Source organism: Anabaena sp. CCY 9910 (assembly GCF_963920875.1).
GTDB lineage: Bacteria > Cyanobacteriota > Cyanobacteriia > Cyanobacteriales > Nostocaceae > Trichormus > Trichormus variabilis.
The window spans coordinates 1-16849 of sequence record NZ_CAWUDJ010000053.1; the positions used below are offsets into that span (position 1 = coordinate 1).

A 16849-nucleotide genomic window follows, 5' to 3' on the forward strand; every position below is an offset into this window, starting at 1 on the left:
CATCTAAACTCAGTCCACTAGTTTCGGCAACTGTTTCTAAACTGGAAGAATCATTCGTTTCTGCAAAAGTGATATCTGTTAAATCACTAGTTAATGCTGATAAATCATCATCCAAATCCAGTCCACTAGTTCCCGCAACAGTTTCTAAACTGGAAGAATCATTTGTTTCTGTAAAAGCGATATCTGTTAAATCGCTAGTTAATGCTGATAAATCATCAATAGCAGATAGTTCTTGAATTTGCGTAGTAAATTCAGGGGTAAAATCTAAAACTTCTGGTTGCTGTGAAAAATCATGAATCTCAGGTGGGGAAACTTGACTAATTTCTCTTAAGAATTGGATATCATCACTAATAACATCAATCCTATGAGTATCATGCGTATTTATAGTTAATTCCCCAAATAAATCATCACCTGTATCTGATGCGAATAGCAAATCTAACTGCTGTTCATCCTGTAAGAAAGTGATATTTAGATCATCTGGATCTAAATTTTCATTTAAAGGTGATGTAAATTGTCGGTTTTCAACGAAAATGTCTCCAGAAGCCGCAGCTTCAAACAGACTTTCATCTAAAGCTTGGGCTATATCTTCTTCTATTACAGATTCTAATATTTGCTCCGGTTCTACTTCAGTTACCGAGTTCCATAGGTTCCCTAAATTATCTACTGGTGGTAAATCCAATAAATCACTAATTTCTGACTCTTCGGTTAATAATTGCTTATTTTCCTCTGGATCATTGAATAGGCTATTTAGCGATAAATCTTCTGGTAATGCTATTAGCTGTAACTCAGAATTAGTGGGTAAATTAGTTTCTGTATCTGAAAATAAATCATCAAAATCGCTTGAGGTGTTTGTCTGCTCTAATTCATTGCTATTCTGGATTTCATTATCTATTTTTAATGCCAACAAATCATCTATGACATCATCGAAATCTGGCAACTGATTATCATTATCTCTAGCTTCTTGTATTATTTCACCAGCAGTAACAGGAGCTTTAAATAAATCAAGTGATTCTAAATTATTTTTCTCTAAGAAGTTTTCTCCAAACAGTAAGCTTAAATCTTCTGTATTATTTATAGTTTTCTCGGACTCTTCTTTATCTTCTTCCAGTGATAGAAAATCAGCAAGATCACTATCAATTGCTTCATCAGTACTTTCGCTGACATCCACACCTAAATTACTAGCATTATTAATATCAATAATTTCTTCTTGTTGCCATGTTTCATCGAGTTCTGGTGTCTCACCTTCAAACAAGTCAGCAAGAGTATTTAACTCAGCTAATCCTACTTCTGGCCCGTGGGTATGAATTTTATTAGTAGTATAGGTTGTTTGGTCTTCATGATCAAATGCAATATCCGTGTTCGCAATGCTTTCTGCTATGGCACTTTGAGGAGAAAGTTGGTCAGAGATTTCAGTGAAACTAGTTACACTGTCTGTTGGTGACTCAATTAAAGGCGCACTAATTTCGATATTAGTAATTGTCGGTTCAGATGTGGAGTTTATTGGTGTTATGAATGATTGACTAACAACAGTGGGAACATCACCAAGTAAATTTTGTGCTACTTCTAACAAGGACATTTCTGGAAAACCCCATAGTGCTTCCAGTCGGTGACTAATTGTAATCTCAGATTCCCTACTTCGCAGAACTAATTCTTGAGCCTGTTTAATTTCCGTAATGACAATTTTGGCTAAAGTCAGATAAGTATTTTCTTGATTAGCGATCGCATTAGCTGCGGCTTTGCATAGATTACACCAGTTAGGCAAATTCCATGTTTTTCCCAGTTTGACTAACTGATTGCAGCAGTCTTGTAAATTCTGCCGAGATGCTGGTGTTGCTGGTTGCTTAAATAGTTGCAACATCTCCCTGAGAGTTTGTAAAACCTGGGCTTGAAACTCGCTCCACTGATCGCTATCTGTAGTAACAACGGGAGAATAGGTTGGTAAAACTGGAGAAGTTTTAGGGGTTGCTTCTGCTGGAATTGCAACATCTTGGCGAAAGAATATTTCTGTGAGTGTACCCACACTATCTGCTGTGTTTGGCTTACTTATTGCATGATCACCAATTTCAGCCGTGCCACCCTTTTGTACCAGTTGTTCCAAATGTTCATGTAGCCATTGGAAAACTGGCTCAGTTTCCGACATCAAAGTATTAGCAACTTCTTCCGATAAACCGAACGGCCCGCTTAACTGTTCTAATAGCGCCTTCAGGGTATCAGAAACCCCAAGAAATAAGGACTCTAGTTTTTGGTCAACCTGAATCGGATTGTCTTTAAGAATTTTGAAACAATCTTCTAAACGATGGGAAGTGTGCTGAATGCTAGTTAAACCAAGCATTGCTGCTCCTCCTTTAATGGAGTGAGCCGCCCGGAAAACTTCGTTGATCATTTCCGGGTCGTTTAAGGTACTCTCAAGATTGAGCAACCCCTGTTCGATTGTATTCAGGTGGTCTCTCGCCTCTTCAATAAAGTAACCTAAAATCCTCTGTTGTTGTTCCGGCAGCATAGTTTTTTAGCCAATAGTCAATAGTCAACAGTCAACAGTCAACAGTCATTAGTCATTAGTCATTAGTCAATTAAGTAAACTTTGGACTTTGGACTTTGGACTAGTGACTAATTACCTTGTTTCCATTGTTTCTACACGGAAACGTTCCACGGAAGAAATCAAATCACGGGACACACCAACCAGATTTTGCAGTGCGCCGGAAACTCTTTGTGCTTCTTGAGAAGTTTCTTGAGCCGTCAGTTCCACCGATTGCATTACCTGAGCCACAGCACGGGATGTTTCCGTTTGTTCTACGGTATCGCTGGTAATTGAGCGCACCAAAATATCGATGCGATTCGCTACTTGAATAATATTTTCGAGCGATCGCTTGGCTTCTTCCGCTAGTTTTGTGCCTTTAATTACCTGTTGTGTGCCTTCTTCCATTGCAGTCATTACTGAGCCTGTTTCGCTCTGGATTTGCATCACAATTTGTTCGATTTCCTTTAAGGATTTGGCTGATTTATCCGCTAATTGGCGGACTTCATCTGCCACAATTGCAAACCCCCGTCCGGCTTCTCCCGCCCGTGCTGCTTCAATGCTGGCGTTGAGTGCTAGTAAGTTGGTTCTGGAAGCGATTTGCGAAATCAAAGCGACAATCTTAGAAATTTCTTGGGAAGATTCTGCCAAGCGTTTTACCTTCCGGGTAGTTTCCGCGACAGTTTCCCGAATTTCCAAAATCCCCGCCACTGTGTTTTCTACTGCTTCCCCACCCTTGAGAGCGATGGTACTAGCATCACGCGCCACTTTCTCGGCTTCTCGCGCTGCTTCCGCCACACGTTGAATAGAGTCAGTCATCACCTGTACAGAATTTAAGGTGACTCCCAATTCTTCGGCTTGGCGCAAAGCATCACTCGATAAGGCTCTAGCAAAAGTTTCCGAATTGGTTGCACCTTTCGTTACTTCCTTAGCCGCCACTTTTACCTGTTGTACAATGTCCCGTAGGTTTTGAATCGTTAGGTTAAAGGCATCGGCGACTGCTCCAAGTACGTCGGCTGTTACTTCCGCTTGTACCGTCAAATCCCCTCTGGCTGCGCCTTCCACATCATCTAGGAGGCGAATTACTTGGCGTTGTAGATTTTCTTTGGCTTCTTCTTGTTCATCAGCTTTGCGTTGGGCTTCATTGGTGGTGGTGAAAATTACCCGCGCCATTTCGTTGAAGCCAGCCGATAACTGTCCTAGTTCATCGTTGGAATAGACTGTAGCTTGCACATTTAAGCTACCTTGACGGACAGCATCAAATTGCGCTTGCAAATCCTTGGTGGTGCGGCGGACTTGTTTGATAGTCACACTCCCCATAAATGCGGCTGTGGCAAAACCCGTCATCCCTGCTGCTAAAGACATCGCCCAACTTGTGTACCGCAACGATTCCCGTTGTTGGGGAGGAGCAATGTTAGTAGCGGTAAAACTAACTGTTGCCACAACCAAGGCGGAGAAGACACCCACAACCCCACCCACCAACCAAGGTTTTGTGTCTAGAGAAGCGTTTTCTAATGGTGCTAACCAACCTTGCTCGACATTGACATTAGCTTCTACCTTGGGGACATCTGTTTGACTAAAAATTGGTACTGCTTCTTGGGAACCAGTAATGCTAAATAGCTCCTCATCGCGTTCTGTAGCATTGTTTGCAGTTTCTGCCGCTTTACCTCTAGGGATACTATTAATCTCTGTAGAACTGGAAAGCATCACATCACTAAAGCTGGAATCTGCTTCTGCCAGATCAAACCCAGGAATATTACCTAAATCATCAAATTCATCAAAGTCGTCTAAAAATTCGATATTACTTTTAGAGTTTTCTTTATTGAAGATAATGCTGGTATCTTCATCATTGGTTATACTTTCTGTTCCGAAAGCTGATTCAAATGCTTCAAAATCAAAACTCTCATCAACGTCAAAGTTATTCATCTCCTCTTTGAGGATATCTGGAGATGGTGATTTCATAGTAAAACCACTATTAACAGACGCGGGTGACTCTAATATTTCCTCTTGAGAAGCTATTTCCTGTAACCAGTTATTTGATTCTGGATGAGCAATATCATCTAGACTATCATCAGGCAAATTCTCTAGGGGTATGAAGCCATTCACAAGTTCTTCTTTATTTGGTGAAGAATTTTCTGGTTCTGGCTTGCTTTTATTTATGTCTAATTCATCTGTAGTATCTTCTTGACTATTTTCTATTAAGAATTCAGCTACAGAAGCTTGCCCAATAAAACTGTTTGTTGTGTCGAATTCGGCAAAAGGTGAATCGATATTACTTTGGTGATGGCCGACGACAGAATCTGGGTTATCGGTTGGCTCTTCTGTACCAATCTCCAATAAATTATCAGTCTGCGGCTCTTCCAGGCTATCTTCCTGCCAGAACATCGGTAACTCTAGTTCCGCTTGTTCTTGATACGAGTTTGTCTTTTGCTCTTCTTCTTGCTCAAGGTTCAACGCAAAAGGATCATCACTAAAAGCTGGTATAGATTCTATAGATTCTGGGTTTTTATTAAAAGAAATACTATCTGTAGGTGTTTCAAAAGGATTATCTAAAGATAAATCCTCTGTGGTTACCAATGATTGTTGTGTTTCTAAAGCATTTAAATCGAAGTTATTGCTGTCAAAATCTTCAATAGACCCCAAATCTTCTAATTCTAATTCTGCTGATTCTTTAAAGGTAAATACGCCCAAATCTATGGATTCGTTGTTTTGAAGATTCGCTGACTGCTCAGCGATTGATTTTGATTGTTGATATTGGCTAATATTTTCCAGACCACTTTGAGCAAATCCAATAAGTTCAAAGTCATCGGTTAACTGTATGACCTGTTCGTATTCTGCTGTTGCCACATCGTACTGCTGCAAAACATAGTAGATGTGACCCCGCAACAAATGAGAATTAGGGTCGTCTGGTACATTCTGCACAACCTGATCAACTAAACTGGCGGCAACTTCATATTTTTGTTCCGCGTAGGCTGTACAAGCCTGCTGATACTTTTCGAGGTATTCTTCTATACTTGCTGCCATTTGCTCCCCTCCCAATTTCATCCTGCCCACCTCGCACTCCGCAAAATTGCCATTTGGTCGAGTAGTCTTAGAGATTGGTTGTTTTTAGGCTCTAATAACCACTCTCCCCGCAAAAATGGAGCCATAGTATCCGGTATGCTTGTAGGTGGCATGAGATTTTGTACATCTAGCCAGTCCATACCGCCGATCGCATCCACAGCTAAACCCACAGTTGTGTCTTGCTCCTGAACTGCAATCACCGGAATTTCTGCTCTGTCTGTGTTTAAGGGAGTTGCTTCCCCTAGAAATTGACCCAAGTCTGCCACCCAAATTACTCGACCTCGTAAATTTAGAGTACCCAAAAGTAAAGGAGAAGCATTAGGAATCGGGGTGATTCTATCGGGACTTAGTTCCATCACCTCTCTAATACCAGTTGCGGGTAGTGCAAACTCCTGATGCGAGGGAATATAAAACCGTAGATGTAACTCACCTTCAGGACTTTCTACTTGTAATTCTGGGCGGAAATGGTCTTGACCACCGCCGTTTAAAAAGTCCGGTTTGCTGACCATATTGTTTTCATCCTTATCCTCGCAGTAGTTGTTTGACTGTTCCCACCAATTCGGTTGGTTGAAACGGTTTTGCTATGTAAGCATCCGCACCCTGTTTCATCCCCCAGTAGCGGTCAAATTCTTCTCCTTTAGAAGAACACATCACTACCGGGACATTTTGGGTTTTGGGATCTGACTTTAATCGACGGCAAACTTCGTAGCCATTCATTTTGGGCATGACAATATCTAGGACTACGAGATCGGGAGGTTCTTCTTTGATTGCCTCTAATGCTTCTAATCCGTCAGTTGCATGGGTAACTGTTAAGCCACTGGCTTTCAGGAGGTCTGTAATCATCTCCCTCTGTGCAAGACTGTCTTCCACAATCAGAACTGTACTCATAAATGGCTATCTACCTCCTGATGTAGACGTTCCTGTTTGGAACATTCCCTGATCTCCCCACAAAAATTACTGTATAAATTAATTCTATTGTTTGGTTAATTGTCTTGATAATACTTTGTCTCGGAGTAGGTTGATTCTGTGATAACATCTTTTACCCCATATTTTACGGAATCAACAAGTCTAAATAGGGTATAGAGATGAGAGGAAAGGTGTCCCGCCACTTTGGTAATAGATAATTACGAATGGGTAATAGGCCTATTACCTATTACCCATTACCCATTACCAAATTCCCATCCCTTGGTGGGCGAGGATTTTAAGTATTTTTCTACAAGCATGAGTAATTCATCATCATTAAAAGGTTTTATGAGGTAATCTGTTGCCCCGGCCATCCTAGCTCTGATTTGATCTATAAATTTATCTTTACTACTCAACATAATCATCGGTATATACCGAAATACTTGAGATTGACGCAGCATGGCACAAATCTCATAACCATTTAGTTCGGGGGAAGAAATGTCACAGAAAACTAAATTTGGTCGGAGTTGAAAAATTAGACCTAAAGCTTCTAGGGGATTGGTTAACACGATTACTTCCGGTATAGTGTAGCCCGTCGCTTCATATCCTCGTGTTTGCAGAATAGACTCTACAGTTTTACAAATACTTTTTGTATCGTCAATACAGAGGATTTTCGCTTTCTTTTGGTTTCCTGGTGTGTGGATGTTGATCGGACAATTATTTGGTTCTGGATGGGTTAGTTTTAACCAACCTTGTTGTACATATGGATAGATAACCTTGGCGACTGTCAAAATATCTCGGTTGAGATAACGTGCTAGTTGACGTAAGGTAGTTTTTCCATCAGCCCATTGCTGAAGTTTATTCATTGTGGCTTCTGGGAGTGATGAGTTTAAATGAACTCTGTCAGCTAAGATTGGCAATTGTTCTGGTGACTGAATATAGGGATATAGCTCGTGCCATTGTTGTAATTGTTGGGTGACTTGAGTGACTAATGGCGAAATCTCCCAGGTGCTTAATCGGGGAGCGATCGCTGTATCCTGACAAAACATAAACCTACCTTGGTGTAAACTCAACAAGTCAAATAATGTCTCACCAACCAAACGGTAGATAATATTTTCAGCTATTTGAGAATTAATAATATTCCGCTCTAATAACAGCCAAAGATATTCATATTCTGAGGAATTTAGTTTACCTAAGCTGGTCAGATATTGTTCGTCTAGACCCATTTCTACGCGATAATAACGCAAATAGCCGTCAATCCGCGAAAAATTAATATCTCCTTCTTGACAATAAATTATTTGCCCATTCAAAAAAAATATTAGCCAATATTGTTGTTGGTAATTCCTAGAATAATCTGGCTCTTCTGCATCTTCTTTAGCATTTTGATGAGGCTTGTACAAGCTAGGTGCTTCAATTAAAAGTTGCCCAGTTCGCTGTCCCAATTCAATCAATTGCAGGATACTGCGAATATCGATTTCATGTAAACTTCCCTGCATTTAGTTTAGTCCAGAGTCAATAGTCAGTTGTCAGTTGTCAGTTGTCATGCACTATTAGTATTCTTCTTTTCCCCCTGCTCCCTTCCTGCTACTCTCCATTCCCTATATGTTTCTTTCACAACCAGTCTTAATCAGGTAATACATTTACTTATAAACTGTAAATTTTCTTAATAGAATTGAGATAAAGTTAGTGATAACACGGAAGTCATCATAACTGCCATCAGTACAAAATATTAGAGACAACAATCAATTCGCTGTTCTCAATATCGAAACGCTATATTTCGCTCCTATAAATAGTTTTGTTCGTCTGATTCTCCTCAATTTAGGTGAAATTAAGACAATTTAGCAGAATTATATAAGGTATATCTCAAAACATTGGCATCAAGTACACAAGAGGAAGAACGGTGTGCTGTATTTAGCAGAAGTACAAAAGCAGAAAGGTGGCTTACTGAGTGGTAGTTCCAAAACCGAATTAAAACTGCTAGCTTGTCAGCGAACCGACCAGAATTGGAGTACTGTGTCGGAAGAGGTAATTGCAGCAGAGGAAGCCAGCAAGTTAAACGATGGCGCACTGGTTTTGGTAGAACTCACACCAAATCGACAAGTGCAAAGGATTCAGGAGGCTGGTAGGCCGCTTGTCAATATTTTGCAGAATTTTTCCCGACAGTTGGAAAAATATAAGCTTAAGGAAGACGAAATAGACCAGTGGAAAGAGTCGCTGACATTTCAGGCACAGGAGCTAAATCGCCGAGAAATGGATATGGAAGTGCGACTGGAACAATTACATGAAATGGAAGATGAGTTCCAACGCCTGGAAGCACAAAAACAGGAGGTGGACACATCCCGTGAACAAATTGAGCAATTACAAGCTGAAGTTGAACGCAATCGCCAAGAATTGGAAGGTGCTTGGGAGCATTTGCGGGGTGAGCAGCGCCGTTTAGAGGAACGCCTGCAAGAGGGGAATGTATTGGATGCAACTCAAAGTCAGGCGATGAGTGAGTTGCTCGATCGCTTGTCTAGTCGCATTGCGCCCACAGAAACTGTCAGGGAACACCTGCGTGTGGCTGTGGAATTAATCGAAAAACAGCAAGCTACTCTCAATCCTCACTGGCAAAATCTGGAAGAACAAAAAACGTTAGTTCATCAAAAGCAAGAAGAAGCGGATAAATTGGCGCAAACATATAGCGATCGCCAAAACTCATGCAAACAAGCACAGGATTCTTTACAACAGCAAACTGCTCAATTAAAAGTTAATACAAACTCACTTATAGCCAAAGAAGAACATATTCGCTTTGTCAGAGAGCAGTTACAATCTCAAGATACTTTATATCAACAGATTAATTTTTTGGCTGCTTCGTCTGGTAATGCGGTTCCCAGCCAGAAATTAGATGTGCAAGCTCTGGAGAATATGCCCTTAGATGAACTACAAAAGATAGTTCAAGATTTAATAGATAAATTGGGAATAGATTCTAGCTTTGTTCATGACCAAGAACAAGAACTGACATATAAACAACAAACCATAGAAGAACTGCAACAAAAAATTAACCAAGCATCTGGTCAGGATTTAGCTAATTTGCAACTTGAGTTGTCAGATGAAAGAGACTTGTATCAGATGCTAAATCAAACTTTGGTTGGACAAAGACGTAATTTGTTAGCCAGGCAAAAGTTGATTCAGCAACACCAAAACGTACTACTACGGCGACAAGGACAACCTGTTCCCACCACAGAAGACGATAACAGCGTTGATTTTTCCCCAATTCTGCAACAAATCGAAACTCAAAGGCAAAAACAATCCCAGGAATTACAACAACTAGAACGAGAAATTGAACAAATGCGTTCTGCTATTGAGCTAGACCAAGGGATGATTGACAATCAAACTCATGACCTCCAAGAAAAGCAGCAGGAACTGAAAACGATAGAATCTGATTTATTATCATTAAAAACAGCAACTGCTGAATGCTGGGGTCGGATAAATCTCTATCAAGAAGCTCTACAACCCATCCAGGATTGTGTAGATGAGTTAAGGCACAAACTACAAGGAATTGGAGAATCTTTGGCGCAAATCCAAGAAACAGGTGATTATCAACTCCAAACTATTACCGAGATTCGTCAGACTATCAGTAGTTTTATCTCTCAGCCTGAGTTGTTGGCATCATGAATCAATTCAAAATTCAAAATTCAAAATTCAAAATTCAAAAATTTCTCCCCTGTACCCCCATACCCTTACACCCCTACACCCTCTTTCAAGGCAGGAGGCAGAATTAATTGTTGCGCCTTTCCCCATTTCTGAATAATATCCAATTGTCTTGGACTTGAGCGATCGCACCACCAGGGAAAGGATCTGTTTGCGAACGGTTGGGTGCTGTGATTAAAGCTGTTAATTTCTCGATATGTTCAAAATTAGGCGCATCGGCAAGTATTTCTTGTAATACCTGCCGCATCACCCGGCGTTGCAGCGCTAATGGTGCTTTTTGCAATACCTGACGGTTAAGCCGTAACATAAGGAATGAAGGAGATGAGGGAGATAAAAATTCTTCCCCTACTTCCCATTCCATCGCCTTTTCTTTCAACTGCTGGGCGGTGCGTTCTAGATACTCAACATCTGCTTGTAGTAGTTCGGCGGTTTGGGCTATGGCTAATTCGGCTTGGGGATTAAAATTGGCTTGTAAGTAGGGAATTAATTCTTGGCGGATGCGATTACGGGCATATTTTAAGTCGTGATTGGTGGAATCTTCCCAGATTGGTAGCTGAAACTCTTGACAAAATTGCTCTGTTTGTTTGCGAGTAATTTCCAATAATGGACGTACTAACAAAATATTTCCTGTTAGTGGACGCTGCCAAGTTAAAGCTTGTAAGCCATCCGCACCGGTACCACGCATTAAATTGTAAAGTAAAGTTTCAGCGCGATCGCTGGCTGTGTGACCTGTGACTATATACTCGTAATTGTGTGCTTGAGCGATCGCACTTAAAGTTTCATACCGCCACTCACGAGCTGTAGCTTCACTATTTATAGATTTACTGGCTGTTTCTAAATAAAAAGACACACCCCAAGTTTCAGATAAATTTTTGACATGATCAGCATTAGCTTGAGAGTCAACACGCCAACGATGATCACAATGGGCAATACCTAACTCCCATCCCCATTTCGGTTGTAAATCTAACAATAATTTAATTAAACACAGAGAATCTTGTCCACCGGAGACTGCGACTAATAGCCTTTGATTGCGCTCAAATAAGTGACGCGATCGGATAGTACGATGTATCCTTGCATGAAGCTTAGTCCATACCATTTTGGTGTTGTCATGGAAGTGCCAATATTACAACATCATAGAATGTCGAACTGTGTTAATTTTTCGCTAATTTCTTCTAGTGGTGATTCGGGTTCATCAGGAGAAAATTCTAAAGCCAGTCTCACTTTGCCTTTTTTCCATCCTTGAGCCGTAAATTTTAATACTTCACAATTTATACCTAAAGTATATAAATTTGCTTCAGGTGTGCCATCTGCTCCAATATATTCTTTAATCGCTGTAATCAAATCACGAACTTTAAAAGTTTTAGCAATATCTAATTTATTAAATGTATCCGGTTCTATAGATACTACTTCATCATGGTTTAGTCTCTCAAATCCGTCTCCCATAAGAAACTCCTGTGGCTAAATCTATAGTTTTTTTCCACAGATATAATGCTTTATCCGCAATAAATTATGATTTTGTAGACTTAGTGACAACTAATAAGCTGTTACGCATTTAAATTGTATATTTCGCACTCAGGTTGTCAAAAGTCCAAAGTCCAAGCTAGCCTGTGACTCTGGACTCTTGACTATGGACAGCCCTGACGCAAGAATATTTGGTTCAAGTGCGTATCATCTTATAAATATTTATACTCAGTTATTTAAGAATTGTATGATTCCCCTCTCCAAGAATCAAGAGGAGAACAACAGGCAAGTTGTTAGGACTTACGCATGAAAACGAAATATCAAGGGTTTGGAGAAGGGTATAGGGGTATGAATTAATTCAAAATTCAAAATTCAAAATAAATGTTTGAACCCTTACACCCTTACACCCCTATACCCTTACACCCAGTCTCAACAGAAAATCTGGATGCGTAAGTCCTAGTTGTTTAAAAAAACCACCCGTAGGAATGTAAACCTTTGCCCAAAAGATTGACACCAAGGTAACAAATCCAGACAACAACAAAGCCACTAGCAGCTAAAATTGCTGGGCGACGACCTTGCCAACCACGGGTAATTCTGGCGTGGAGATAGGCAGCGAATACTAACCAAGTAATTAATGCCCAAGTTTCTTTAGGATCCCAACTCCAATAGGAACCCCAGGCTTCGTTAGCCCAAACTGCACCGGCAATAATCCCAATTGTCAGCAGGGGAAATCCTAAACCAATGATGCGATAGCTGATGTTATCTAGGGTTTCGGCTAGGCTGAGGCGTTGGGGTGAGAGGGTTTCGGCAGGTGTTAAGGTTGTTGCTTGAGGGGCAGTAGCTAAGTTTAATACGGCTGTGTTGCTGTTGCCATTGTTTTGGCTTTCCAAACGAGAAAAACCATTATTTTCTACTGCTGGTGTTGCTGGTTGAGAAACTAGTTCACCAGCTTTCATCAAGCGATAGCCGTTGGTACGATAGCCACCGTTACCGACCGAACTGCCTTGTAACTGTATATTGTTACCACGAGTGATCACCAAGAAAGCGATCGCCAATAATGAACCCACCATCAACGCCGAATAACTCAACATCATGACGCTGACGTGCATCATCAGCCAATTTGACTTTAGTGCTGGTACTAAGGGTTCTGATACCTGCATATCTGATGGCAGTGTTAAGGTAGCAAAAGCCACAATTCCCATAGCCACAGGGGTAGTAAACACACCTACTAAACGACTGCGGCTAGAATTTTCAGCAATCAGATGAACAGTTGTAATTCCCCAAGACAGGAAAAACAGCGATTCATACAAATTACTTAAAGGGAAATAACCAGCTTCGATCCAGCGTGCGCCCAGCAGGGTTGCTATGGACAAATTAGCGATCGCCATCCCAGCTGTTCCTAAAGCATTAATCGCTGGTAAACCAGGAAACGCTGCACCTATCCAATAAAGCAGCATTGTAAGGAATAAGACGGCAAAGGACGCGTTATCCAACCAGTTCTGGAGTGAAACCAGATTCATAAAATGTTCTCCGCAGTGGATTTTTGAAAATCATTTATCCTGACTTTTCTGATCCTATCTGCTCTAGGGAGTTCAAAATTCAAAATTAGAAATTTTTAGAAAACCTACTTGCGTGGTCAGATACCCGACTGTTTCAAGAAGTCAGATATCTAGTAACCCCGCAAAGGTAAAGCAGCAGAGTTATCAGCTTTTTTGAGTGTGAGAAAAATGTCGTAGCGGGTGCTGCGATTATCACTAACAGCAGTTGTCACACCGATGGAACGCGTCGCAGCTAACAGTGTTTGTTGCTTAGGTATCAGCCTTGGTAGGGGAAAGTTTTTTGCTGTCTGTTCCACATCCAAGTAAAACTGACCGTTGGTGGGATTAGGTTCTACTGGTACTGTTTGTTGAAATGCCAAACTGTTGGCCAGGGTGTTATTGGGTTTGGGAACAATTTTATCGGTAATGGGAGCGCCTATTGATAGGAAGAAAACGTTTCCATCCAACCAACCGTGGGTAGCCGTGAGAGTTCCATAGGGGCTAATCCAATTAGTGATGGGTTTACCTGCTACGGTTGCGGGTTGAATTTGGAATTGGTATTGATTTTTCATCACCTCATCTAGCTGTTTAATGGATGTTTCAGCTAGTTTGCGTCGGCTTTGACCATCGGAAGTATCATTTGCTTGGATCATTAACACCAAAGCCGCGCGAAAATCTTCCTGTGAACCTGGCTTAGGAGTACCTTGAATTAAGGATACAGCGAACTCTCCTCTCATCCACTTGAGTAAATCTCTTTCTAAGTCGAGATTCGTTAGTGATTTAACTCCACTCCGCAGTTGTTCTGGTGTCACTGGCGCAAGAGGATTACCTTGAGATGTTAAAACGTAGTCACTCCATAAGCGTTGTAAATCTCCCCCAGACAGCATCATAATGGTTTCTGCTGGTACACGATTTTGCATATTGCCAGCTTTGTTTGTTACTGCCAATACACGCTGACTACGAGGATTGAGCCATGAAACTCCTTTGATGCGTATCCCTTCTGGCTCTAAAGTTACAGTACCGGCTAAACCTTGGTTATTTTGCAGTTGTGCTAAAACTTGTGCTGGTAAGCGACGATTAGGAGCAATGGCGGCTATTTTTGCAACGTTGGGGACATTTACATAAAACTGAGCCAAAGGCTGATAACTAGCTACTTTCGGGAAGTTTTCTGCAAAACCGCCTGTTGTTGCTAAGGTTGTCTTATTTTTATACGCGTCAATTGCTTTTTCTGTGACTTTAATATTGTCGGTAATGACAAGAAAACGCTCGTCTATTAAAGCTGCGGAGAAGTTTTCCCCCCTTGATCCCTCACTTTGTTTGATAGTAATCCCTTGATAGGTGCTATCTTTCCACTGGGCTTGATTGGGGTTTTTTGGTTGAGCGAAAATACTTTTGGCTTTTTGTAGATTTCTTACTGGTAAAACCATAACCATCGACTGTTGGTTATTTGTTACCTCTGTATTGGTCGATACTGGTTTAATTGCTGATTTATTTACTTCAGGAGCTAAAATTGCTAAGGTCACTTCTTCCCCTACCCAAGGTTGAATATCTTGCTCGAAGTTGTAACCTTGATTAGTCAGAAAGCGATCGCGTAATTGTAATAAATTTTGATTAACTATAGCTTGGCTTTCCTTTGTGCCAAATTTCTGCAATTTCTGCCATTGTTGAGGGTCTGTACTCAGAGAAACCGCAAATAAGGCATCTTGCGGAATAATATTGGCCCCTACTAACAAATTTCTCGAAAATGCTTCTCCCTGGCTAAATAACCAGTATCCGGCTGCACCACCACCAACTAATAACCCGGCTGCGGAAAGTGTCAGCACTAAAGATGGTTTGTTTCTTTTCTTCATGGGAACAGACAAAATAGGCAGTGTCACGTCGCTTTGCTCCGAATTCAAAGTTCGTCTGGGAAAGTTCTGATCACCTATGGTGAGGCCTAAACTATTGGTGGAAACATCCGCCCAAACTTTCCGCAAAATACGAAATTAACAAATCTCCCATAAATGAAATTAGAGGCTTATAAGTAATTCAAAATGAAATAAATTAATCACACCAAGCATCCTGCTTTTATGGTTTTATAAGCTCTAAAAGCACTTTAGCTTATCCTTTTCTGCATCGGTCATTATACCCTACACCTCTCACTTGCAAATTAGCTACTAGCCCAGGTTACAACTTCACTACTACAGCACGGTATCAACAAAATACTCAGTTCTAATCAACAGAAGTAAAATCAACATTTTCTATATTTTCAGCACAGTCAATTAGAGTAACATCTTTGTATAAAATTTTCCAAAAATTATCCTCAAATGTTCTTATATGTTAGTGAAGCTCCTAGTGAAAAATTGGTTTTTTTAGGCACTCTTTAGAATAGAACTAACAACCAAAAGCCACAAGCAATCAGTATATTGTTTGACATTTAATGTCTATAACCAGATGCAAATTATATATTGTATTGAATTTTAATTAATTTTTAAATTTAATAACTACAAATTCCCCAGTAATGTCAAAGCTTTTATACTTTGCCATTTATAGAACTTAGTTGCATCGGCCCCAGGTATTTTGTTAGATACGGAGAGAAAACTTCATAAATTAAGGTTAAAGGTTGACCGTGATGCCAAAACAGGTAATGGCGACCCCAAAAAGGGCCATCCACTCCAAAACCTGATTGCAAGGCCTCTGAATTTCCATAATAAATACCCCGCACATCTCGATACAACTCCGTGCGAAGACGAGCTAGACTTGCCCAAATCGGTAATGAACGGTTTTGTAAATACTCGTCTACATGACTGGCTTCCCACCATGAGGTTGCATAGGCGAGTCGTTGGCCAGAGGCTGTACGTAGCCATACCTGTCGCCGCAATCTTGGCGCAGGAACAGATTGGATTAAATCTGGCGCATTATCCAAATCCATGCCAATCAATGACATATCAATGACATCGACTTCTGTCGGCTCACCAGTCAGTAACTCTAAATGCCTTGTAGGCGAACCATCACCTAAAAGTAGTAGTTGCCACGCTGGAGCCAGCTGAGTGTGAGGCAAACTATGTTTAATTACTTCTTCCCCACCTTGCCAAATTGGAGTGAGGCGATGCCATCCGGCTGGCAATGTTGAGTTGTTGCTTGGAGTAAAAGTGGCAGTCAATGTTCTTTACAAAAGTTCACCTATTTATATAAAAGCACAAAAAATTAATTAGTTGTTAGTTGTCAGTTGTCAGTTATCCGTTGTCCGTTGTCCGTTGTCCGTTGTTAGTAGGGACGGGTTTATGAAGATAATCACCCAAGAGCGAAGATATCTGTAAACCCGCCCGTGCAGTTGTCGGTTTTCAATAATTTTTCCCTGCCTCTCCTCCAGCCAATAATTAGAAAGGTCAATAGTCAAAAATTTATCACTTTTGACCACTGACCTTTCTAAGATTGACTATAGTCACTAAAAAATGCGGATGGCGAGACTCGAACTCGCAAGGCAAAGCCACACGCACCTCAAGCGTGCGCGTATACCAATTCCGCCACATCCGCACGGGTTGTACAAGAAGATATACTAGCACAAAAAAATTGCATAAAACAAGGTAAAACTATATTTGCCAAACTTTATGGAAAATTTATTCTGCTAAATATACAAATTTCCCGAAGGAGGATACGAGACTAACAGAAATGTAGTATCGCCACAAGTGATATTAAA

Annotated in this window: 11 protein-coding genes and 1 tRNA gene; 1 reads left to right on the forward strand and 11 read right to left on the reverse strand. The window is 40.7% G+C overall.

What is annotated here, in order from left to right; genetic code table 11:
- The 5 genes from ACM5QX_RS25920 to ACM5QX_RS25940 all read right to left on the reverse strand — a co-directional run.
- Positions 1–2500 (reverse strand): Hpt domain-containing protein (locus ACM5QX_RS25920; RefSeq protein ID WP_414756152.1); only part of this gene is annotated, 2500 nt, incomplete at its 3' end.
- 111 nt (positions 2501–2611) lie between these two features.
- Positions 2612–5539, reverse strand: a complete 2928-nt coding sequence (locus ACM5QX_RS25925) for a methyl-accepting chemotaxis protein (protein WP_414756153.1) — start codon at positions 5537–5539, stop codon at positions 2612–2614.
- A gap of 17 nt (positions 5540–5556) precedes the next feature.
- Complete coding sequence (locus ACM5QX_RS25930; protein ID WP_011317384.1) at positions 5557–6087, reverse strand: chemotaxis protein CheW; 531 nt, start codon at positions 6085–6087, stop codon at positions 5557–5559.
- A gap of 13 nt (positions 6088–6100) precedes the next feature.
- Entirely contained in the window at positions 6101–6466 is a 366-nt protein-coding gene (locus ACM5QX_RS25935; RefSeq protein ID WP_010995103.1) for a response regulator transcription factor, read from the reverse strand.
- Between the two features lie 272 nt (positions 6467–6738).
- Positions 6739–7977: a response regulator gene (locus ACM5QX_RS25940; protein ID WP_414756154.1), complete on the reverse strand. Its 1239-nt coding sequence runs from the start codon at positions 7975–7977 to the stop codon at positions 6739–6741.
- Between the two features lie 406 nt (positions 7978–8383).
- On the opposite strand from ACM5QX_RS25940, the gene hmpF reads away from it, so the two are divergent.
- Positions 8384–10135, forward strand: coding sequence for a pilus motility taxis protein HmpF (gene hmpF / locus ACM5QX_RS25945; RefSeq protein WP_414756155.1), 1752 nt, complete (start codon positions 8384–8386; stop codon positions 10133–10135).
- Between the two features lie 103 nt (positions 10136–10238).
- On the opposite strand, the gene tilS is transcribed toward hmpF, so the two are convergent.
- The 6 genes from tilS to ACM5QX_RS25975 form a co-directional block, all read right to left on the reverse strand.
- Entirely contained in the window at positions 10239–11267 is a 1029-nt protein-coding gene (gene tilS, locus ACM5QX_RS25950; protein ID WP_414756156.1) for a tRNA lysidine(34) synthetase TilS, read from the reverse strand.
- A gap of 35 nt (positions 11268–11302) precedes the next feature.
- Positions 11303–11614, reverse strand: a complete 312-nt coding sequence (locus tag ACM5QX_RS25955; protein ID WP_011317388.1) for a KGK domain-containing protein — start codon at positions 11612–11614, stop codon at positions 11303–11305.
- Positions 11615–12096: 482 nt separating this feature from the next.
- Positions 12097–13152, reverse strand: a complete 1056-nt coding sequence (gene ccsB, locus ACM5QX_RS25960) for a c-type cytochrome biogenesis protein CcsB (protein ID WP_414756157.1) — start codon at positions 13150–13152, stop codon at positions 12097–12099.
- Positions 13153–13301: 149 nt separating this feature from the next.
- The gene (locus ACM5QX_RS25965; RefSeq protein WP_414756158.1) at positions 13302–15047 is read right to left on the reverse strand and encodes a DUF3352 domain-containing protein; all 1746 of its coding nucleotides are present in this window, start codon (positions 15045–15047) and stop codon (positions 13302–13304) included.
- 635 nt (positions 15048–15682) lie between these two features.
- Entirely contained in the window at positions 15683–16312 is a 630-nt protein-coding gene (locus ACM5QX_RS25970; protein WP_414756159.1) for a chorismate lyase, read from the reverse strand.
- A gap of 293 nt (positions 16313–16605) precedes the next feature.
- Positions 16606–16686, reverse strand: a tRNA-Leu gene (locus ACM5QX_RS25975).
- Positions 16687–16849: the final 163 nt, after the last annotated feature.